General features: G+C 71.1%; 20 protein-coding genes and 1 tRNA gene. 12 read left to right on the top strand and 9 right to left on the bottom strand.

The window, feature by feature from the left end; genetic code table 11:
• Positions 1–286 precede the first annotated feature (286 nt).
• Both AS97_RS19070 and AS97_RS19065 read right to left on the bottom strand, forming a co-directional pair.
• Positions 287–361: transfer RNA gene (locus AS97_RS19070), tRNA-Cys, on the bottom strand.
• Positions 362–552: 191 nt separating this feature from the next.
• The gene (locus AS97_RS19065) at positions 553–1,428 is read right to left on the bottom strand and encodes an alpha/beta hydrolase (RefSeq protein WP_059144500.1); all 876 of its coding nucleotides are present in this window, start codon (positions 1,426–1,428) and stop codon (positions 553–555) included.
• A 180-nt stretch (positions 1,429–1,608) separates the two neighbouring features.
• Between AS97_RS19065 and AS97_RS19060 the strand changes: the two genes are divergently transcribed.
• The 9 genes from AS97_RS19060 to AS97_RS19020 all read left to right on the top strand — a co-directional run bounded on the left by AS97_RS19060 (position 1,609) and on the right by AS97_RS19020 (position 10,725).
• On the top strand, positions 1,609–2,514 hold the full coding sequence (locus tag AS97_RS19060) for a LysR family transcriptional regulator (RefSeq protein WP_059144499.1): 906 nt from the start codon (positions 1,609–1,611) through the stop codon (positions 2,512–2,514).
• A gap of 113 nt (positions 2,515–2,627) precedes the next feature.
• The gene (locus AS97_RS19055; protein ID WP_059144498.1) at positions 2,628–3,224 is read left to right on the top strand and encodes a cysteine dioxygenase family protein; all 597 of its coding nucleotides are present in this window, start codon (positions 2,628–2,630) and stop codon (positions 3,222–3,224) included.
• The gene (locus tag AS97_RS19050; RefSeq protein WP_059144497.1) at positions 3,221–4,288 is read left to right on the top strand and encodes a putative sulfate exporter family transporter; all 1,068 of its coding nucleotides are present in this window, start codon (positions 3,221–3,223) and stop codon (positions 4,286–4,288) included. Before AS97_RS19055 ends, AS97_RS19050 begins: the two co-directional genes overlap by 4 nt.
• Positions 4,289–4,409: 121 nt before the next feature.
• Positions 4,410–5,924, top strand: coding sequence for an MFS transporter (locus AS97_RS19045; RefSeq protein ID WP_079059402.1), 1,515 nt, complete (start codon positions 4,410–4,412; stop codon positions 5,922–5,924).
• A 41-nt stretch (positions 5,925–5,965) separates the two neighbouring features.
• A complete protein-coding gene (locus tag AS97_RS19040; RefSeq protein ID WP_059144556.1) occupies positions 5,966–6,163 on the top strand; it encodes a ribbon-helix-helix protein, CopG family in 198 nt (65 codons plus the stop codon).
• Positions 6,164–6,547, top strand: a complete 384-nt coding sequence (locus AS97_RS19035; protein WP_059144496.1) for a type II toxin-antitoxin system death-on-curing family toxin — start codon at positions 6,164–6,166, stop codon at positions 6,545–6,547.
• Between the two features lie 111 nt (positions 6,548–6,658).
• A complete protein-coding gene (locus AS97_RS19030) occupies positions 6,659–8,455 on the top strand; it encodes a DEAD/DEAH box helicase (protein WP_059144495.1) in 1,797 nt (598 codons plus the stop codon).
• 389 nt (positions 8,456–8,844) lie between these two features.
• Positions 8,845–9,486 (top strand): helix-turn-helix domain-containing protein, encoded by a 642-nt coding sequence (locus tag AS97_RS19025; RefSeq protein WP_059144494.1) that lies wholly within the window; start codon positions 8,845–8,847, stop codon positions 9,484–9,486.
• A gap of 453 nt (positions 9,487–9,939) precedes the next feature.
• Complete coding sequence (locus tag AS97_RS19020) at positions 9,940–10,725, top strand: S16 family serine protease (protein WP_059144493.1); 786 nt, start codon at positions 9,940–9,942, stop codon at positions 10,723–10,725.
• On the opposite strand, the gene AS97_RS19015 is transcribed toward AS97_RS19020, so the two are convergent.
• The 4 genes from AS97_RS19015 to AS97_RS19000 all read right to left on the bottom strand — a co-directional run bounded on the left by AS97_RS19015 (position 10,664) and on the right by AS97_RS19000 (position 13,504).
• Entirely contained in the window at positions 10,664–12,046 is a 1,383-nt protein-coding gene (locus AS97_RS19015; protein WP_247204418.1) for an MFS transporter, read from the bottom strand. The two genes, AS97_RS19020 and AS97_RS19015, sit on opposite strands and share 62 nt — an antisense overlap.
• Before the next feature lie 61 nt (positions 12,047–12,107).
• Positions 12,108–12,323 (bottom strand): hypothetical protein, encoded by a 216-nt coding sequence (locus tag AS97_RS19010; protein ID WP_086708384.1) that lies wholly within the window; start codon positions 12,321–12,323, stop codon positions 12,108–12,110.
• 21 nt (positions 12,324–12,344) lie between these two features.
• Positions 12,345–12,941: a helix-turn-helix domain-containing protein gene (locus tag AS97_RS19005; RefSeq protein ID WP_059144490.1), complete on the bottom strand. Its 597-nt coding sequence runs from the start codon at positions 12,939–12,941 to the stop codon at positions 12,345–12,347.
• 95 nt (positions 12,942–13,036) lie between these two features.
• Positions 13,037–13,504, bottom strand: coding sequence for an Lrp/AsnC family transcriptional regulator (locus tag AS97_RS19000; RefSeq protein WP_059144489.1), 468 nt, complete (start codon positions 13,502–13,504; stop codon positions 13,037–13,039).
• Positions 13,505–13,663: 159 nt separating this feature from the next.
• Between AS97_RS19000 and hppD the strand changes: the two genes are divergently transcribed.
• The 3 genes from hppD to AS97_RS18985 all read left to right on the top strand — a co-directional run bounded on the left by hppD (position 13,664) and on the right by AS97_RS18985 (position 17,495).
• Positions 13,664–14,812, top strand: coding sequence for a 4-hydroxyphenylpyruvate dioxygenase (gene hppD / locus AS97_RS18995; RefSeq protein WP_059144488.1), 1,149 nt, complete (start codon positions 13,664–13,666; stop codon positions 14,810–14,812).
• A 245-nt stretch (positions 14,813–15,057) separates the two neighbouring features.
• Positions 15,058–16,053 (top strand): teichoic acid biosynthesis protein C, encoded by a 996-nt coding sequence (locus tag AS97_RS18990; RefSeq protein WP_247204417.1) that lies wholly within the window; start codon positions 15,058–15,060, stop codon positions 16,051–16,053.
• Positions 16,054–16,127: 74 nt separating this feature from the next.
• On the top strand, positions 16,128–17,495 hold the full coding sequence (locus AS97_RS18985; RefSeq protein ID WP_059144486.1) for an FAD-linked oxidase C-terminal domain-containing protein: 1,368 nt from the start codon (positions 16,128–16,130) through the stop codon (positions 17,493–17,495).
• 166 nt (positions 17,496–17,661) lie between these two features.
• On the opposite strand, the gene AS97_RS18980 is transcribed toward AS97_RS18985, so the two are convergent.
• The 3 genes from AS97_RS18980 to AS97_RS18970 are packed head-to-tail and all read right to left on the bottom strand — an operon-like array spanning position 17,662 to position 20,133.
• Positions 17,662–18,864, bottom strand: a complete 1,203-nt coding sequence (locus AS97_RS18980; protein WP_210565336.1) for a methyltransferase domain-containing protein — start codon at positions 18,862–18,864, stop codon at positions 17,662–17,664.
• Entirely contained in the window at positions 18,861–19,826 is a 966-nt protein-coding gene (tgmB, locus tag AS97_RS18975; RefSeq protein ID WP_210565335.1) for an ATP-grasp ribosomal peptide maturase, read from the bottom strand. The genes AS97_RS18980 and tgmB overlap by 4 nt, the downstream gene beginning before the upstream one ends.
• A gap of 7 nt (positions 19,827–19,833) precedes the next feature.
• Positions 19,834–20,133, bottom strand: a complete 300-nt coding sequence (locus AS97_RS18970; RefSeq protein ID WP_210565334.1) for a hypothetical protein — start codon at positions 20,131–20,133, stop codon at positions 19,834–19,836.
• Between the last annotated feature and the right edge of the window lie 156 nt (positions 20,134–20,289).

The following is a 20,289-nucleotide window of genomic DNA, read 5'->3' as shown; positions in this document are numbered from 1 at the left end:
AAAGGTGCCTGTCGACCGGGAGTCGTTTTCCGCGCGGCCGCAGGCACCACACCGACCCTATGAGACGCAATTGCACTCAGTGAGGGGGTCAGGAGACCATTCCGTGGCGAGAGTGTGAAAATCGCCGAAGTCCTAGGGATTTACCTGGGGTATCCCCGGCGCCGAGATGGCTGACGGCGTGGATGAGCATGCGTCAGGCGGGCGCGTGTGTCCAGAGCATGTCCGAGAGTTCACCGAGCGGCAACGTATTGCGCGGACGCCCCTGAGGGCGCCCGCGCAAGGTGTGTGGAGGCCGTGGCGGGAATCGAACCCACGTAACTCGATTTGCAGTCGAGCCCCTCAACCACTCGGGCACACGGCCGATGTCGTGCTCTGTTCCCGACGATAGGGCGGGGGTGGGGCGGGCACAACGCCGAGGCGGGGGCTGCCATACGACTGACACACTGCGTTCATGGCCGCCGGATGGGCCCGCCCGGATACGCCCGGCTGGGGGTGCCCGCCCGGATGCGTCCGCCCGGCTGCGCAGGCCCGGGGGCGCGGCCGGGCCCCGGTTCACGGCGTGGGGCGGTGCGCCAGGAAGTCCTCGACCACCTGGCGGAAGAGATCCGGGTCGTCGACCCACGGATAGTGGCCCACCCCGGGCAGGGGCCGCGCCTGCCCGTCCGGGAAGGACTCGGCGACCAGCTCCCCGGCCCGCGTCCCGGTCACCGCGTCCCGGTCGCCGGTGATCGCCAGCACCGGGCACGGCACCTCGCGCAGCCGGGTCAGCACCGCGCGCCGCCCCGCCTCGTCGACGCCCTGCCAGAAACCGGCCCGGGGCACGGGCCCGAGCTGCTCGCCCTCGCTCTCGGCGTGCGCCCGCTGGGGCTCCTCCCAGCGGCCGTACGCCATGGGGGCGGCCTGCAGCAGCAGCCTGCGCACCTCGGCGAGGTCGGTGGTGTCGGGCAGCAGCTGGACCGCCGCATACGCCTCCGGCCACCAGGGCTCGTCGGCGCGGGACTCGAAGATCTCCCGGGCGTCCTCGGGGAGTTCGCCCTGCAGCCGCGCGCCCGGGCAGACCACGATCAGCCGGGCGAGCCGCTCGGGGTGGGCGGCCGCGTACGCCTGGGCCGTCGCGGCGGCCGCGTCATGGGCGAGCAGCGGGAAGCGGGCGAGGTCCAGATGGCGGCGGAGCGCCTCGAGATCCTCGGCGAGCCCCGGGAAGGCGTAGCCACTGGGGTCGGCGGCGGGTGGGGAGTCCCCGGTGCCGCGGCTGTCGGGGATGACGAGGGTGTGATGGGCGTTCAGTCCGCCGAGGTCGCCCAGATACGCGGCGCTGCGCCCCGGCCCGCCCGCCAGGCAGATCAGCGGCGGCCCCGCTGAGCCGTCCCGGGCCTCCAGGACGCGGTAGGCCAGCTCGGTTCCGTCGTACGAGGTGTAGTGCGGCATGGAGTCAGCTTGCCCCAGCTTCGTCATCTTGACCGTGCTTGACCGGGGGGTGTGATGTGCCGGGTGTGGCGCATGAGCCGTGGCGGCGGTCCGCGTGACGCAAAAGCTTCGGTTGGGGTGATCTTGTGCGGACCCAAATTGCGCTTATGGTTTCCGGCCGCTTCTCCGTATGATGCGAATGTGTTCGATTCCCGGCACGTGAAGACGTTCCACGAGGTGGTGCGCTCCGGCTCCTACTCCGGGGCCGCCCGCGCGCTCGGCTACACCCAGCCGGCCATCACCCAGCAGATGAAGGCGCTGGAACGGGCCGTCGGCAGTCCGCTGTTCATCCGGGTCGGCCGGGGGATGCGGCTGACCGAGGCGGGGGAGACCCTCGCCCGTCACGCCGACACCATCCTGACCAGCATCTCCACCGCCCAACAGCAGATGAGCGCCATCACCCGGCTGCGCTCGGGCCGGGTCCGCGTCTGCGCCTTCCCCAGCGCCAACGCCACCCTCATCCCCGAGGCCATGGCCCGGCTCGCCGCCGCCCATCCGGGGGTGCGGGTGGAGCTTCTGGAGGGCGAGCCGCCGGACTCGCTGGGGCGGGTGGTGCGCGGGGAGTGCGACATCACGCTCGCCTTCACCTATCCCGGGCTGCGCGAGGAGACCCCGGCCGAGCTGGTGGAGATCCCGCTGCTGGAGGACCAGCTGACGGTGCTGCTGCCGACCGGGCATCCGCTGGCCAGGCGGCGGGCCGTCAAGCTGGCGGAACTGAGCGAGGAGCGCTGGATCGCCGGGTGTCTGCGGTGCCGCGCCAACTTCCTGCACGAATGCGCGGAGCAGGGCTTCGCCCCGGACATCGCCTTCACCACCGACGACAATCTGGTGGTGCAGAGCATGGTCGCGGCGGGGCTGGGCGTGGCGATGATGCCGGGGCTGGTGCTCTCGTTCCTGTGCCACCAGAAGGTCACCGGGCGTGCCCTGGACCCCGCCTCGCGCCGCCATGTCTCGGCGTATGTACTGCGCGAACATCTGGAGATACCGGCCACCGCGCGGGTGCTGGAGGAACTGAAGGCGGTGGCGGGGAACCGGGTCGGATGCTGAGCGCGGCCGTGCGCCGGGCGCTCGTCCATGAGCGCCATCCATAAGCAGCGCTTGGGGACAGCTCAACAAGCTGTCGTTGGACGTGATGGAGCGGGCGGCGGGACGCTGCCACCATGAGCACCCCGACCGCGTATCCGTCCTCCCGTCTTCTCACGGCACGCCTCGGCGAGCTCGTCGGCGACGTCCGCGAGGCCGTCGACCGGGGGCTGGCGCCCGATGTGACCGCCTATCTGGTCGGCGAGCGGCTCGCGCCCCACCTCGGCGCGCCCGATCTGCTCACCCCCGAGCAGCGCGCGGGCGACCCCGACCGCTACCGCCAGCATGTGCTGCATGCCGAGCCCGACGGCAGCTTCTCGATCGTCGCGCTGGTGTGGCTGCCCGGTCAGCGCACGGCGATCCACGACCATGTGTCCTGGTGTGTGACCGGCGTCCACGAGGGCGAGGAGCACGAGCGGCGCTACCGCCTCGTCCCCGACGGCCCGGGCTCGCGGCTGATCGCGGTCGAGGACGTGGTCAACCCGCGGGGCGCGGTGTGCGGTTTCGCGCCACCCGGAGATATCCACAGGGTGTGGAACGCCTGCGGGACGAAGGCGATCTCGATCCATGTCTACGGGGCGGACATCGCCCGCCTGGGCAGCAGCGTCCGGCGGGTCTACGACCTCCCGACGGCGGACGAGGTCCAGGGCCTTCCGACGGCGGACGGCCAGTGACGCTGACCGCCGCGCCCGGCCGGGCGCGGCAGGCTGCCGGATGGCGGCCGCCGGCCACGGCGTACGGGCTCGGACTCGCCGTGGCCGGGGTCGCGGCCGCCTGGGGCGTCCACTGGCTGCTCCCCGCCGTTCCCCTGCTGACCGCCTCCGTGGTGCTGGGCATCGTCGCGGCCCATCTGCCGGGGGCGCGCGGACTCGTCCGGGGCGTCTGCCGCGCCGGGCTCTCCTTCGCCGGGAAGCGGCTGATGCGGCTCGGCATCGTGCTGCTCGGCCTCAAGCTCAGCCTGAGCGATGTGCTGGGCCTCGGCTGGGCCACCGTGGCGATGGTTCTGGGCGTGGTCGCGGCCACCTTCTGCGGCACCTGGTGGCTCGGCCGCCGGATGGGGCTGCGCGGCGATCAGCCGCTGCTGATCGCGACCGGCTACTCGATCTGCGGGGCCTCCGCCATCGGCGCGGTGAGCGAGGTGTCGGAGAGCGATGAACGCGACGTGGCCACCTCCGTGGCGCTGGTGACGCTGTGCGGCACCCTCGCCATCGCCGTCCTGCCGCTGCTTCAGCACCCCTTGGGGCTGGACGACGTGGCGTTCGGCCGGTGGGTGGGGGCGAGCGTGCACGACGTGGGCCAGGTCGTGGCCACCGCGCAGACCGCCGGGCCGGCCGCGCTGGGCGACGCGGTGCTGGTCAAGCTGGTGCGGGTGGCCATGCTCGCCCCGCTGGTCGCCGCGCTCGCGACGTCCGTACGGGCGCGGGGGCGCGCCAAGGCGGCGGCCGGCGAGGGGACGGTGGGCGAGGCGGCGAAGCGGCGGCCGCCGCTGGTGCCGCTGTTCGTCCTCGGCTTCCTCGCGATGACCGCCCTGCGCAGCACGGACCTCCTGTCCACCACCGCGCTGGACACCGCCGCCACGGCCCAGGAACTCCTCCTCGCCGCCGCCCTCTTCGGCCTCGGCAGCGCCGTCCACCTCCCCTCACTCACCCGCACCGGCGCCCGGGTCGCGGCGCTGGGGCTGTGTGCGTGGCTGGTGATCGCGGGGGCCTCGTACGCGGGGGTCGTGCTCACCACGTAGGGGCCGGGGACGGCCAGGACCGAAGGCCCGCGGCGCGGACAGGGTGCCTAGGGCCAACGGCCGAGCGCGGCTCCGTCCCGCGACAGGTGTGACATCCCGAAACGCCACTTACTCTGACGCCATGACCCCTCGCGACCCCCATGACGCCGACGCCGCCGTCACGGACGGCGCCGCCCTGCCGCCCCAGGCGTCCCCCCTCCCACCCGAGCCGCACGACGGAGACCTGGACCTGGGTCTGGACCTGGGTCTGGAGGGCGGCGGCGACACCGGCGACACCGTACTGGGGAGGCGCTACCGTGCCCTGACTCTGGGCATCGTCACCGTCGTCTCCCTCATCGCCTTCGAGGCGAGCGCGGTCAACACCGCGATGCCGGTCGCGGCCCGCGCGCTGGACGGGGTCGAGCTCTACGCGTACGCCTTCTCCGCTTATTTCACCGCGAGCCTGTTCGCGATGGCGCTGTCGGGGGAGTGGTGCGACCGCAAGGGGCCGCTGGCGCCGCTGTTCACCGGGATCGCGGCGTTCGCCGCCGGGCTGCTGGTGGCCGGTTCGGCACAGCAGATGTGGATGTTCGTGGGCGGGCGCGCGGTGCAGGGCATAGGCGGCGGGCTGGTGATCGTCGCGCTGTATGTGGTGGTCGGCCGCGCCTATCCGCAGCGGCTGCAGCCCGCCGTGCTGGCATCCTTCTCCGCCGCCTGGGTGCTGCCGGTGATCGTCGGCCCGCTCGCCGCCGGGACCGTCACCGAACAGGTCGGCTGGCGCTGGGTGTTCCTGGCCATCCCGGTGCTGGTGCTGCCGCCGCTCGCGGTGATGCTCCCCGCGCTGCGCGCCCTGGCCCCGAGCGAGCGCTCCGCGGGCATGAACCGCCGCCGTATCCTCCTCGCGCTCGCCGTCGCGGCCGGCGCCGGGCTGCTGCAGTACGCGGGCCAGGACCTCAGCTGGCTCTCGCTCGTCCCGGCCGCCGCCGGGCTCGCCCTGATCGTCCCGTGCGTACTGCGGCTGCTGCCCAAGGGCACCTTCCGCGCCGCCCGCGGGCTGCCGTCGGTGATCCTGCTGCGCGGGGTGGCGGCGGGGTCCTTCCTGGGCGCGGAGAGCTTCGTCCCGCTGATGCTGGTGACCCAGCGCGGCCTGTCCGCGACCGCCGCCGGGCTCTGTCTCACCGGCGGCGGACTCACCTGGGCCCTGGGCTCGTACACCCAGAGCCGCCCCCGCCTGGAGCCGCACCGCGAACGGCTGATGGGCCTCGGCATGCTCCTCATGGCCGTGTCCATCGCCATGGTGCTCCTGGCCCTCATCGACTCCGTCCCGGCCTGGATCGTGGCCGTGGCCTGGGTGATCGGCGGCTATGGGATGGGGTTGGCCATCTCCAGCGGGAGCGTGCTGCTGCTGAAGCTCTCCCGTCCGGAGGACGCGGGCAGCAACTCCGCCTCCCTCCAGGTCTCCGACGCGCTCGGCAACATCACGCTGGTCGGGCTCAGCGGCGTCCTCTTCGTCACCTTCGGTGGCGGCGATGTCGCCGCCACCGGCTCGACCGCCGCCCACCAGCCGGCCGCCTTCGGCGCGGTCTACGTGGCGATGACGGCGGTGGCGCTGGCGGGGGCGTGGGTGACGACGCGGTTGCGGCCGGTCATCGAGTAGTACCACATTGGCCCCACTAGTGGTACCGTTTTGGTATGGCTATGAATCTCCGACTGCGCGACGACCAGCAAGAGGCGCTCAAGCAGCGGGCTGAGGAGGAGGGCCGCAGCATGCACGCCATAGTGCTTCAGGCGATCGACCGGTATCTGGAACAGGAAGCGGACCGGGAGTCGGTCCAGCGCTTGGGGGCGAAGTACGCGGCACGCCACGCGGACCTTCTGCGGAGGCTGGGGCAGTAAGTGAAGTACCTGACGGTCCAGGAAGTGCTGGACCTGGCGGACATCGCCTGCGGGGGGCAGCAGATCGCGGTGCGCGATCTGGGGTTGCTGAGCTCGGCTGTGCATCGTCCGCAGTCACAGATGTTCGGCATAGAGGCGTACACCGAGCTCTTCGAGAAGGCTGCCGCGCTGCTCCAGTCGCTCGCCGTCAACCACCCGCTGGTGGACGGCAACAAACGGATGGCGTGGATGTGCACAGTGGTCTTTCTCGACCTCAACGGCACCGAGATGCTCGACGTCGACCAGGACGAGGCGTACAAGCTGGTGGTCGGCGTGGCCGCGGGCGCGCTCGACGACGTGGCGGACATCGCAGCCAGGCTGCGCGGGTTGCACGAGGGAATGTGAGTCTGATCCCACCCTCGGGTGGGATCAGGGCGTACCTCCGAAGCGTGGGGACGGCACCGGTAGGCTGACGCGGTTCCTGATCGACCCCGCCGAGCCAGCCCGACGGAGACCGTGAGTACTACTGCCGCCTCCACCAGCCATCACCTCTCGCCCGCCTTCCCCGGCCGGGCCCCTTGGGGTACCGCGAGCAAGCTGCGCGCCTGGCAGCAGGGTGCGTTGGACAAGTACATCCAGGAGCAGCCGCGGGACTTCCTCGCGGTCGCGACCCCCGGCGCCGGTAAGACCACCTTCGCGCTGACCCTCGCCTCCTGGCTGCTGCACCACCACGTCGTCCAGCAGGTGACGGTCGTCGCGCCGACCGAGCATCTGAAGAAGCAGTGGGCGGAGGCCGCCGCGCGGGTCGGCATCAAGCTGGACCCGGAGTACAGCGCGGGCCCGCTGGGCCGGGAATACCACGGGATCGCCGTCACCTACGCGGGCGTCGGCGTCCGGCCCATGCTGCACCGCAACCGCATCGAGCAGCGCAAGACGCTCGTCATCCTCGACGAGATCCACCACGCCGGCGACTCCCGCTCCTGGGGCGAGGCGTGTCTGGAGGCGTTCGAGCCGGCGACCCGGCGGCTCGCGCTCACCGGCACCCCGTTCCGGTCCGACACCAACCCCATCCCCTTCGTCACCTACGAAGAGGGCAACGACGGCATCCGGCGCTCGTCCGCCGACTACACCTACGGCTACGGCAACGCGCTCTCCGACGGGGTGGTGCGCCCCGTCATCTTCCTCTCCTACAGCGGCAACATGCGCTGGCGCACCAAGGCGGGTGACGAGCTCGAGGCGCGGCTCGGTGAGCCGATGACCAAGGATGCCGTCTCCCAGGCGTGGCGTACCGCGCTCGATCCGCGCGGCGACTGGATGCCGAATGTGCTGCGCGCCGCCGACCAGCGGCTCACCGAGGTCCGCAAGGGCATCCCGGACGCGGGGGCGCTCGTCATCGCCGCCGACCAGGATTCGGCCCGTGCGTACGCCAAGCTGATCCGCGAGATCACCGGCAGCAAGGCGACGCTCGTGCTCTCCGACGAGGCGGCGGCGTCCCAGCGGATCGAGGACTTCAGCCACTCCGACGACCGCTGGATGGTCGCGGTCCGCATGGTGTCGGAGGGGGTGGACGTGCCCCGGCTGGCGGTCGGGGTCTACGCGACCACCATCTCCACCCCGCTCTTCTTCGCCCAGGCCGTCGGCCGTTTCGTACGGTCGCGGCGGCGCGGCGAGACCGCGTCCGTCTTCCTCCCCACCATCCCCACGCTGCTCGGCTTCGCGGGCGAGATGGAGGTCGAGCGCGACCACGTCCTGGACAAGCCGAAGAAGGACGGCGAGGAGGAGAACCCGTACGCGGAGGAGGAGAAGCTCCTCGAGGAGGCCGAGAAGCAGCAGGACGAGGACACCGGCGAACAGGACCAACTCCCCTTCGAAGCGCTGGAGTCGGACGCGGTCTTCGACCGGGTGCTGTACGACGGCGCCGAGTTCGGCATGCAGGCGCATCCGGGCAGCGACGAGGAGCAGGACTACCTCGGCATCCCCGGGCTTCTCGAACCCGACCAGGTGCAGATGCTGCTCCAGAAGCGGCAGGCCAAGCAGATCGCACACAGCCGCAAGAGGCCGGACGCGGAGGCGGATCTGCTGGAGCTTCCGGCGGAGCGGCGGCCGGTGGTCACCCACAAGGAGCTGCTGGAGCTGCGCAAGCAGCTCAACACGCTGGTCGGGGCGTATGTCCACCAGAGCGGTAAGCCACACGGCGTGATCCACACCGAGCTGCGCCGGGTCTGCGGCGGCCCGCCGAGCGCGGAGGCGACGGCGGGACAGATCCGCGAGCGGATCAAGAAGGTTCAGGAGTGGGCGACGCGGATGCGGTGACGCGGATGCGCGTCCGTGCCCGTATCCGCATCCGTAGACGTATGTGTAGGCGTATGCGCTGAGGCGGACGGGTCCGCCTCAGCGCAACCCCTTTTCGAAAAGTTTCATGAACCGGTCGCACGCCCCCCTTATCAATCCGGATGAACCGGGGCGATTCGGGATGCTCCCATGTCGTTCTCTTTGGCAGTTCTGCTCGGATTCTGGACAAACCCTTCCGCAAAGCGGACCGGCTCGCTAGCGTTCGGGCACGCACACGCCCCGTGGCAGCGCCGCCGCGGAGCGCAGCCGGTGCGTGACCACCGCGACCGGCGGCCTCTTCGCGCGCCGTCGTCGGGACCGGCGGACACACCGCGCGAAGAGCCGCCACTCATCACCGAGGAGGGGGCGTCGTGACCGCGGAGACCTCTCAGACGCTCGATCGGGGACTGCGCGTCCTCAAACTGCTCGCCGACACCGACCACGGGCTGACCGTGACCGAGCTGTCCAACAAGCTCGGCGTCAATCGCACCGTGGTCTACCGGCTGCTGGCCACCCTTGAGCAGCACTCCCTCGTCCGCCGGGACATCGGCGGACGGGCGCGCGTCGGGCTGGGGGTGCTGCAGCTCGGCCGCCAGGTGCATCCGCTCGTACGGGAAGCGGCGCTGCCCGCGCTGCGCTCCCTCGCCGAGGACGTCGGCGCGACCGCCCACCTCACTCTGGTCGACGGCACCGAGGCCCTCGCCGTCGCGGTCGTCGAGCCGACCTGGACCGACTACCACGTGGCCTACCGGGCCGGATTCCGGCATCCGCTCGACCGGGGCGCCGCCGGGCGCGCGATCCTCGCCGCCCGCGCCGGCCGCCCCGACGACCCCGGGTACGCCCTCACCCACGGCGAACTGGAGGCGGGCGCGAGCGGCGCGGCCGCCCCGCTCATCGGGGTGACGGGGATCGAGGGGAGCGTCGGGGTCGTCATGCTCTGCGACTCGGTACCGGACCGGGTCGGCCCACGGGTCGTCGACGCGGCCCGAGAGGTCTCGGACGCCCTGAGCTGAGCGTCCGGCGTGGCACAGCACGCCGTGGTGGCAGCCTCGATGGGCGCCCCGCCCCCCGGGGTCGGCCCAGGGGGGCGGCCATGCGGCCGGGAGCCGTGAGCCCGGCGCCCTTGGCCGGGCGCCGTGCGCCTGCCAGCGTCGGCCGGGCATCACGAGCTGAGCCGACCATCCGCGCCCGCCGTCTGCCGGGGCTCGTGCCCGCTGTCTGTCAGGGCTCGCGTCCTCCGTCTGCCGGGGCTCAGGCCCTCCGCCCGTCAGGGCTTGCGTCCTCCGTCTGTCAGGGCTCGTGTCCGCCGTCTGCCGGGGCTCGGGCCCTCCGCCCGTCAGGGTCCGCGTCCGCCACTTGCCGGGGCTCGTGACCGCCGTCTGTCAGGGCCCGTGCCCGCCGCCCGCCAAGCCTTCGGGGGTCGGGGCGGCGCCCCGTCCGTCCCGGCGGTCAACTAGATTCGCACCATGCCTGCCGTCTCCCCCCGCGCCCGCATCCTCGCGCTCTGCTCCGCGCCCGTGCTCGCCCTGCTCGCGGTGGCCGCGTTCGCCCCGCTGCCGTTCACCGTGGCCCAGCCCGGTTCGACCGTGAACGTCCTCGGCGCCGACCGCGGCAAGCAGGTGATCAGCGTCTCGGGGAGCGGCACCCGCAAGACCACCGGGCAGCTGCGGATGACGACGATCCTGGCCACCGGACCGGACGCCACCGTGCGGCTGAAGGACGTGATCAGCGGCTGGTTCGCCACCGACCGCGCCGTCATGCCGCATGACTCGGTCTACGTCGGCGGCACCACCAAGGAGATCGAGCGGCACAACGCCGACGAGATGCGGGAGTCCCAGTCCTCGGCCACCAGCGCCGCGCTCGGCTATCTCCACCGCTCCCCGCGCGACGTCAAGGTCACCCTGCGCCTGGCCGACGTCGGCGGGCCGAGCGCCGGGCTGCTCTTCTCCCTCGGCGTGATCGACAAGCTGGACGGGGACGGCCGCGGCGGCGATCTCACCGGCGGCCGGACGATCGCGGGCACCGGCACCATCGACGCCAAGGGCAAGGTCGGGGCCGTGGGCGGGGTCCCGCTGAAGACGCAGGCCGCCAAGCGGGACGGCGCCACGGTCTTCCTGGTGCCGAAGGCCGAATGCGCCGACGCCACCGCCGAACTGCCCAAGGGGTTGCGACTGATCCCCGTCACCACGCTCAAGGGTGCCGTGACGGCTCTGCGGGCGCTGCGGTCGGGCGGCGCGGTCCCGCACTGCTGAGCGGTGCCGCCGTCCTCTCGTCCGTCGCCGTCGCCCTGTCCGCCGCCGTCCTCTCGTCCGCCGCCGCCGCCCTGTCCGCCGCCGTCCTCTCGTCCGCCACCGTTCTCTTGTCCGCCGCTGTCCCCTCGTCCATCCCGCGCCAGGCCGGGAAGACCAGCGGGCTGAGCGTGGCCAGGAAGTAGACCCCGCCCGTCACCAGGAAGGCGGCGGTCAGCCCCACTCCCTCGACCAGACACCCGGCCGCGAGCCCACCGAGCGGCATCACCACCCACACCCCCGCGGTGAGCGCGCCCGAGACCCGGCTGCGCAGCTCATCGGGGACGGCCTCGTAGGTCACCGTGGTCAGGATCGGGTTGAGCATCCCGGCCGCGACCCCACTGGCCGCCATCGTCACGGCGAGCGGGGACACACCGGGAACGAAGGCGGCGATCAGGAAGCGCGGCAGCCCGCACACCAAGAAGCTCACCGCGAAGACGGTCCGGCGCGAAAAGCGGTCGCCCACCGCCCCGTACAGCAGCGCCCCCACCAGCGCGCCGCCGCCGAACAGCGCGGTGAGCAGCCCCAGTTGCACCGAACCGCCCAGATGCCGCTCGGCGTGGACCGGCAGCAGTACGGAGGACAGGCCCTGGTCCAGGCCGTTGGTGACCATGACCATCAGCACGATGGCCAGCAGCAGCCGATGGTGCAGCAGGAAGCGGTACCCCTCGCCCAGCTCCGCGCGGTAGGCGCGGGCGGACACCGGCACGACGGGCTTGCGCGGCGCGGCGGCGGGCAGCCCGCGCAGCCCCGCCATGATCAGCACCGCGGACGCCGCGAACGTGGCCGCGTCCAGCAGCAGTACGGACGGCGGGCCGAGCAGCGCGATCAGCAGTCCCCCGACCGCCGCGCCCAGCATCCTGGCGCCGCGCGAGGCCCCGTCGTAGAAGCTGGCGGCGCGGCTGAGGGTGGTGCCCGCCCGTTCGGCCAGCGGGGGGACGAGCACCTGGCGGGCGGTCTCGCCCGGTGCGTGGAGCAGTCCGCAGAACGCCATCAGCGCGCAGAGCTGCCAGAACCGCAGCAGCCCGGCGAAGTGCAGCACCGGGATCGTGGCGACGGCCACCCCGCACAGCGCGTCGGAGGCGATGGAGACCCGCCTGCGGCCGACCCGGTCGATGACCGGGCCGCCGATGACGGCCGAGACGACCACCGGCAGGGTCGCGCAGAAGGAAACTAACCCGGCCTTGGCCGCGCTCCCCGTGGTCTCCAGGACGAACCACGGGACGGCGATCAGTGTGAGCGAATTGCCCGCTATGGAAACGGTGTTGGCGGCGAGGACGAGCATGAGCGGTCTTCGGTCACCGCTGTTTCCCCTACGCTCTCTGTCCCCTGTGTCGTCGGCCATATCAGTGGTCGAACCGCGCCGTCAGACCGGATTGCGGTAGCCGCGGCGTGGCCAGCCGCAGCCCGACCTCCACCAGCGTCCAGCCCACCCGGGCGCGCAGCACCCGGGCGCGGGCGGGACGGGAGCGGCGGTGGGGCCGGGACGCCTCGCGGGCCTCGTCCCGCAGACGCCCGGCGCGTATGTGGTGCAGCCACAGATGGATGTCGTCGCCGTACATGTCGTTCCCCCCAGGGATCGGTCAGTCCTCTTCGCGCGGGAAGGCGTGCAGATGGACGCGGTACGGGGCGGAGCCCTCGGTGTCCCGGTCCACCTCCTTCTCGCGGTAGCTCTCGATCAGTTCGTGCACCTTGTCGCGCATTTCGCGGGCGAGTTCGGGAGTGAGGCGCATGTAGAAGTCGCTGAGGTCCGAGGCCGCCCGCCATTCCCCCGACCATCCGTGCAGGGTGCCCAGAAAGGTGGACATCTCCTGCGTGTGCTGGGTGGCCACCTCGTGCAGCACCGTGTTCGCCGCCCCCCGTACGGCCGGGTCGGGGTGGGCCAGGAACTTGTCGGCGTTCCAGCGCGTACCTCTGTGCGCCGCCTTCCACCACCGCTCCCGCCCCTTGCCCCGCTCCGGGTCGTCCTCGACGAAGCCATAGGTGGCCAGCTGTCGCAGATGGTAGCTGGTGGCACCGCTCGACTCCCCCAATCTGTCGGCCAGTTGGGACGCGGTGGCCGGTCCGTACTCGCGCAACGCGGTGAGCAGCCGCATGCGCAGCGGATGCGCGAGCCCGCGCAGCGTGCGGGGGTCGAGCACCCGGACGTCGTCGGGCGCAGGCTCTTCGTTCTCTGCCATGCGCGGCAGCGTAAGCATGCAAAGACTCATTTGCAACACTTTCTTTGCAACGGAGTCTTTGGACCCGCTTCAGGGACCGCCGCGGGCGCTCGCCCTCAGTCCAGCGCCGCCTGCCGCACCAGCGGGATGATCCGCAGCGGAACCGCGTTCTCCATCACGATCGCCGTCGAGGCCCGGACGATCCCCTCGAACCCCACCACCAGGTCGATCACCCGCTGAAGGTCGGCGTTGGAGCGGGCCACCAACCGGCAGAGCATGTCCCCGTGGCCCGTGGTGGTGTGCAGCTCCAGCACCTCGGGAACGGTCGCCAGATGGGCCCGTACGTCCTGCCCCTGCCCCTGCTTGATCTCCAGCGTGGCGAACGCGGTGACCGGATAGCCGAGCGCCGCCGGGTCCACATCGGGGCCGAAGCCCCGGATCACCCCCTGAGTCCGCAGCCGGTCCAGCCGCGCCTGCGCCGTGCCGCGGGCGACACCGAGGCGGCGCGACGCCTCCAGCACGCCTATCCGCGGTTCCTCGGCGAGCAGCTCGATCAGGCGAGCGTCGAGCCCGTCGATCCCCATGCGGTCCCCCCTTGAGGTCTCCGTGGTCTCTGTGGCGTTCTCTGTGACGGTGGTCACCCTGTACAGGATGCTCCATGGAAGCCTGCTCAGGCTATACATCCTGACCAGCGTTTTCGCGAAGTGTTGCGCACCTTGAGCCTTGGGAGGACGCTGCGAAGTATGACTGAGACGACAGAGATGCTGCAGCAGGGGGACGCACGGCACGCCGACCCGTTCCCCGTGAAGGGGATGGACGCGGTCGTCTTCGCGGTCGGCAACGCGAAGCAGGCCGCGCACTACTACGCCACCGCCTTCGGGATGAAACTCGTCGCCTACTCCGGTCCGGAGAACGGCAGCCGGGAGACGGCCAGTTACGTCCTCGTCTCGGGCAGCGCCCGCTTCGTGTTCACCTCCGTCGTCAAGCCGGTGGGCGCCTGGGGCCGCTTCCTGTCCGAGCATGTCGCCGAGCACGGCGACGGGGTGATCGACCTCGCGGTGGAGGTGCCGGACGCGCGCGCCGCGTACGCGTACGCCGTCGAGCACGGCGCCGCCGGGATCGAGGAGCCGCATGAGCTCAAGGACGAGCACGGCACGGTGGTGGTGGCCTCGATCCGCACCTACGGCGACACCCGCCACACCCTCGTCGAGCGCACCGGCTACGACGGCCCGTACCTTCCCGGCTATGCGGAGGCCGAGCCGATCGTCGACCCGCCGGCGCGGCGGAACTTCCAGGCCATCGACCACTGCGTCGGCAATGTGGAGCTCGGCCGGATGGATGAGTGGGTCGGCTTCTACAACGACGTCATGGGCTTCACCAACATGAAGGAGTTCGTGGGCGACGACATCGCCACCGAGTACTCCGCGCTGATGTCGAAGGTCGTGGCGGACGGCACCCGCAAGGTGAAGTTCCCGCTCAACGAGCCCGCGGTCGGCAAGAAGAAGTCGCAGATCGACGAGTATCTGGAGTTCTACGGCGGCCCCGGCGTCCAGCACATCGCGCTCGCCACCAACGACATCGTCGCCACGGTGCGGGCGATGCGCGCGGCCGGGGTGCGGTTCCTGGACACCCCGGACTCGTACTACGAGACCCTGGGGGAGTGGGTCGGCGACACCCGCGTCCCGGTGGAGACCCTCCGCGAGCTGAAGATCCTCGCCGACCGGGACGAGGACGGCTATCTGCTCCAGATCTTCACCAAGCCGGTCCAGGACCGGCCGACCGTCTTCTTCGAGCTGATCGAGCGGCATGGCTCGATGGGCTTCGGCAAGGGCAACTTCAAGGCGCTCTTCGAGGCGATCGAGCGCGAGCAGGAGAAGCGCGGCAACCTCTGACCGCTACGCGGGGCGGGTCCAGGGCCCGCCCCGCGTGACGCGGCCGCGCCCGTCCCCCGTACTCGTGTGGACATGCACCCTTGCTCCGTTATGCGCATGCGCCGCTCATGCCAGAAAACCCGAACATGTGAATGGGAGCGCTTTCCCAGCGTCTACACTCTCGGCGATCTGTTCACTCCAACACGGCGTGATCGCATGGGAGTTGTTGAGTATCAATGCACACGGAAAAGTACACTGCGGGTCGTTTGACCAGGCGTAGGTTCACCCTCGGCGGGGGCGTGGCCGCGGCCGGCGCGCTCGGTGCCTTCGCCGCCCGCGCGGGGGCCGTCACCGTGGCGGGGGGCCGGTTCGATCTGTCGGTGCCCTCCACCCAGCTGATCCGCGAGAAGACCCCGCACAACGCCACCGTGCTGCAGTCCTTCGCGTTCGATGACGTGAATGGCCACCTCTACACCGTCCAGCTGATGCAGGGCGGTATCCAGCTCGGCGGGGAGTCGGCCCCCGTCTCCGGTGCCGACCGCGCCGCCCACGGCGATCTGTGCGTCACCAAGCTGTCCGTGGCCGGTGCGGAGCTGGGCTCCATGTACCTCAAGGGATTCGGGCACGGCGTCGCGATGGGCTGCGAGCCGGTGGGCTCCACCGCCTATCTGTGGACCGAGTCGGACGCCAACCCCGACTCCGGCTACGGCCGCGCCATCAGCCGCTTCAAGTTCGCCGATGGCACCGTGCTGTCGTCCGGTTCGTCCTCGCTGGTCAAGCACCGCCCGGTGGCGGGCTCCACCAGCAACCAGCCCGCCGTCGACATGCTCAACCGCCGGCTGCTGCTGCGCTACCGCCTCGACGGCGAGGTCCGCTACCGGCTGATGAGCCTCTCCGGGGTCAGCGCGGGCGACTACACCGCCGTATACGACGACATACCCCAGACCGGCGTCGAGGACGGCGAGGTCTTCCAGGGCTTCACGGTCCTCGGCGACTACGCGTACCAGATGACCGGTACCGCCTACACCGGCGAGGACGGCGCCAACCCGCCCTCCGGCCACGGCAACACCTACGTCTCCTGCATCGATCTGCGCACCGGCGAGCTCGTCCAGCGCGCCCGCACCGAGGCCGCCTACTCGCTGAGCTACCGCGAGCCCGAGGGCATGGCCGTCCAGCTCTCCAGCCCCCGGCGGCTGTGCATGGGCTTCGCCTCGGGCGCCGCCGGTGACCGTAAGGTCAGCGTCTACTACAAGGCGCAGTAGACCGACGATTTTCGCGGTAAGCCGTCCGCTGTCACGATCTTCCCCGCGCGCTTCCCGGGTGCGAGGCTGGACTCATGACGGACCTCATCGAACTGCTGCGGGAGGGCCTCCCGGAGGAGGCCGTGCTGACCGACCCGGATGTGACCGGGGCATACGCACACGACATGGCGAGCTTCTGCGAGGCGGGCGTGCCCGCCGTCGTCGTCCTCCCGCGCACGGTCGAGCAGGTGCAGCACGTCTGCCGCACCGCCACCGCGCTGCGCGTCCCGGTCGTGCCCCAGGGCGCGCGCACCGGCCTGTCGGGCGCGGCCAACGCGTCCGAGGGCTGCATCGTGCTGTCCCTGGTCAAGATGGACCGGATCCTGGAGATCAACCCGGTCGACCGGATCGCGGTCGTCGAACCGGGCGTGATCAACGCGGCCCTGTCCCGCGCGGTCATGGAGAAGGGCCTCTACTATCCGCCGGACCCCTCCAGCTGGGAGCAGTGCACGATCGGCGGCAACATCGGCACCGCGTCCGGCGGGCTGTGCTGTGTGAAGTACGGCGTCACCGCCGAATACGTCCTCGGGCTCGATGTCGTCCTCGCCGACGGGCGGCTGCTGAAAACCGGCCGCCGCACCGCCAAGGGCGTCGCGGGCTACGACCTGACCCGGCTGTTCGTCGGCTCCGAGGGCAGCCTCGGCATCGTCGTCGGCGCGGTCCTCGCCCTCAAGCCCGCCCCGCTCGAACAGCTGGTCCTGGCCGCCGAGTTCCCCTCCACCGCGTCCGCCTGCGATGCCATCTGCCGGATCATGGAGCGCGGCCACGCCCCCTCGCTGCTGGAGCTGATGGACCGGACGAGCGTCCGCGCGGTCAACGCGATGGGGAACATGGGCTTGCCGGAGTCCACCGAGGCCCTGCTGATGGCGGCGTTCGACACCCCGGACCCGGCCCCCGACCTCGCCGCCGTCGCCGAGCTGTGCACGGCGGCCGGTGCGACGGAGGTGGTCCCGGCCGAGAACGCCGCCGAGTCCGACATGCTGCTCCAGGCCCGCCGGATGACGCTTCCGGCGCTGGAGGCGGTCAAGGGCGTCACGATGATCGACGACGTCTGTGTGCCCCGCTCCCGGCTCGCCGAGATGATCGACGGCACGGCCGCCATCGCCGAGAAGCACGCCCTCACGATCGGCGTCGTGGCCCACGCCGGGGACGGCAACACCCATCCGACGGTGTGCTTCGACCCGGCGGACCCCGACGAGTCGCGGCGGGCCCGGGAGTCGTTCGACGAGATCATGGCGCTGGGTCTGGAGCTCGGCGGCACCATCACCGGTGAGCACGGCGTCGGCGTCCTCAAGCGGGAGTGGCTGGCGCGGGAACTGGGCCCGGTGGGGGTGGAGTTGCAGCAAGGGATCAAGCAGGTCTTCGATCCGCTGGGCCTGCTCAACCCCGGCAAGCTCTTTTGACGGCGGCCCTGGCAGGTCCCCACCTCGGGGCAAGCCCTCTGCGCGACCTCGCCCGCCTCGTCACTGATCTTGAGTACGCGCAGCAGGCGGGCGGCCTCGGGCGCGGCCGCGCTCGCTGCGTCGAGCCGCTCGACGAGTCGGGCGACGGTGCCCCATGCGGTGTCTTTCATGCATGCCCAGCTGTGGAGTGGGGGAGGCTCCATCGGGTTCCGTCGGGGATGTGCCAGACGTAAGCGCTTCCGTCCGCTTCACGGGCGTACCCGAACCGGTCCTGCGACGGGCGGCCGACGTCGTTCCACCAACGCCAAGCCGACTCGGCTTGCTGCCAGAGTTCGGCGTCGCCGCCGTAGCTGACGGTGCCGGTATTGTCGCCGGTCAGGGGTGTGCGGGCCCAAGACCCGTCGGGCTGCTGAATCTGGATGGCCATGGTGCCTGTGGTGTCGTCGAGGTGGTAGACGAATTCCGCCTCGGGCAGGTGGAAGGCGAGCAACAGGCGGAAGGGGTAGTGACCGCGGATGTGCTCGGCGGTGACCACCGTGGGTCGGGTTTCTGCTTCCGGTGCCCGTTCACGTCGTGGGGGTGGGGCGTAGGTGCGTGCGTCGGTGCGGGTTGCCATGAAGCGGCCGGCGGTGGTGGTGAAGTGGCCGAGGGCGCGCTGGTGCTCGTCGACGGCGAGGCGGACGAGGCCGCCCTCGATGCCGAGGGCGACGTCGGTGATCAGGATGGTTCCGGGCCTGCTCTGGTCGATCCACGCTTGGGGGATGGCGGGCACGGAACAGGTGGCGATGATCCGGTCGAATGTGTCCCCGGTGGGGTAGCCCCGCGTTCCGTCGCCCGGGATGACTTGGGGGGTGCATCCGGCGTCGGTGAGGCGCCGCTGTGCGGCCTCGACGAGGGCGGGGTCGACGTCGACGGAGTGGACGAGGTGTTCCCCGAGGCGTGCGGACAATAGGGCGGCGTTGTAGCCGGTGCCGGTGCCGATTTCGAGAATCCGGTGTCCATCTTCGGTGTTGAGGTCTTCGAGCATGCCGGCCATGAGGCTTGGCAGAGTGCTGGACGAGGTCGGGACGCCGGTCCATGCCGTCTCGTCGACCTGCTCGGCGGTGGCCGGGTCGAGGGCGGTCACGAGCGTCTGGTCGCGGTAGACGGCGGCGAGGGTGTCCTCGGCGGTGGTGGCGCGGTGCTCGCGCCAGACGGTGATGCCTTTGTCGCTGGTCTCCTGCTCGAACCACTGGGGGACGAACACGTGGCGGGGGACATTGGCGAACGCTTCGGCCCATGGGCGGGTGCGGATGGCGCCGGCCTGAGTGAGTTCGTCGGCGAGGGCCGCCATGTAGGGGCGGGCCTGGTCGAGGGCTGGGGCGTTCATCGGGAGACTCCTTGCAGTTCGTCGGCGATGGCTTGGGCGATGGGCAGGCCGGTTGCGTGCTCGATCCAGTCCCATTGCCCGCACGGATTCGCTTCCAGGTAAGTCCAAACCCCGTCGGGGCTGACGACGAAGTCGAAGGCGGCGAACCGGAGGTCAAGGCGATCCATGTAGCGTCGCACGCCCTCGACGACGTTGGGTGGGGCTGTGCCGATCCGGTACGTGAGCGAGCGGTAATCGCTGCGCCAGTCCGTATGTGCGGCGTCGCTGCCCGCGTGGACTTCAGCGGGGAACAGCCGGTCGCCGACGACCGTGAGCCGCACCTCGTACGCCTTGTCGACCCACGCTTGGAACAGGTGCGCGGTGGTGTCGATGCCGCGCAGGTCGGCGAGGTCGTCCTCGGTGACACGACGGGTGTACACGGCCTTGAACTGGTCGTCTTCGATGAACACAGGCGTGGCCACCGGCTTGCAGATGATCGGACCGGTTACGTCGCCGACGAACGCGCGGACGGCATCGGGGCTGTTGGTGATGAGCGTGGGCGGAACGGTCAAGCCGCAGGTTCGAGCGGTGGCGAGCTGAAGCGGCTTGTACTCGGCGCGGGACATGGCGGCGGGGTGGGAGACCCATCGGCAGTCGAGGGCGGTGATGATGCCGCCGAGTCCGGCGCGGGCCTGCGCGGCGGCGAACAGGTTCTCGGGTTCCGACATGCTCGCGGGCAGGCTGAACGGGTTCGGGGCGCGGTAGTAGACGGCGGAGACGTCGGCGAGGTCGACGGCGCGGTGAGCGGTGGTGAGTCCGCCGGACCACGCTCGCCGAGCGTCGATACGCCCGGCGAGGGTGACCTCTTGCGGGAACTCGGCGGTGTCCATGCGGAACACCTCCGCTCCACCGTCCGTGAGTGCCTTGACGACGCGGTCGGTCGGCCAGTCGTCGCGCGCTGCGATCACGAGAACGGTGGACATGAGGGCATCAGTCCTTCGCGCCCTCGTCGAGCGGCGGGGGGTTCTTCACATTGCCGTCGGGAACCGTGGGGTTGTGGGTTTGCATGTAGGGGAGCGGGCCGTCGTACAAGCCCCGGGACATCTGTAATTCGTTGTCGTAGACGGCCGGCGGCTTCACGGTCGCCTGCGTGGCGTCGGGGACGCGGGCGAAACGGAGAATCCATGGGCGCGTGTCCGGTCCGCTCGGCGGTGCGCTGCTGTACGGGATGCGCCCACCCTGGCGCGCGAGCGGGAAGGCTTCCCTCACATCAGCGGTGGCTGTGGTCATTCCGCGTTCCTTCCTGTGACAGGTCGGCCGCGCCCCGACGGCGTGGCCTCGGTGGTCGTACGGTGCGAATCGCCCCGTTCCCGGAGGCGGGCACGGGCAAGGCACGAGGCGGAGCTGCGCCGACGCTGCGGCGGGTAGCCTCCTTCACCGCTTCGT

This window comes from Streptomyces sp. AgN23, assembly GCF_001598115.1.
GTDB lineage: Bacteria > Actinomycetota > Actinomycetes > Streptomycetales > Streptomycetaceae > Streptomyces > Streptomyces antimycoticus.
This window is presented reverse-complemented; position numbering and strand designations above follow the sequence as displayed.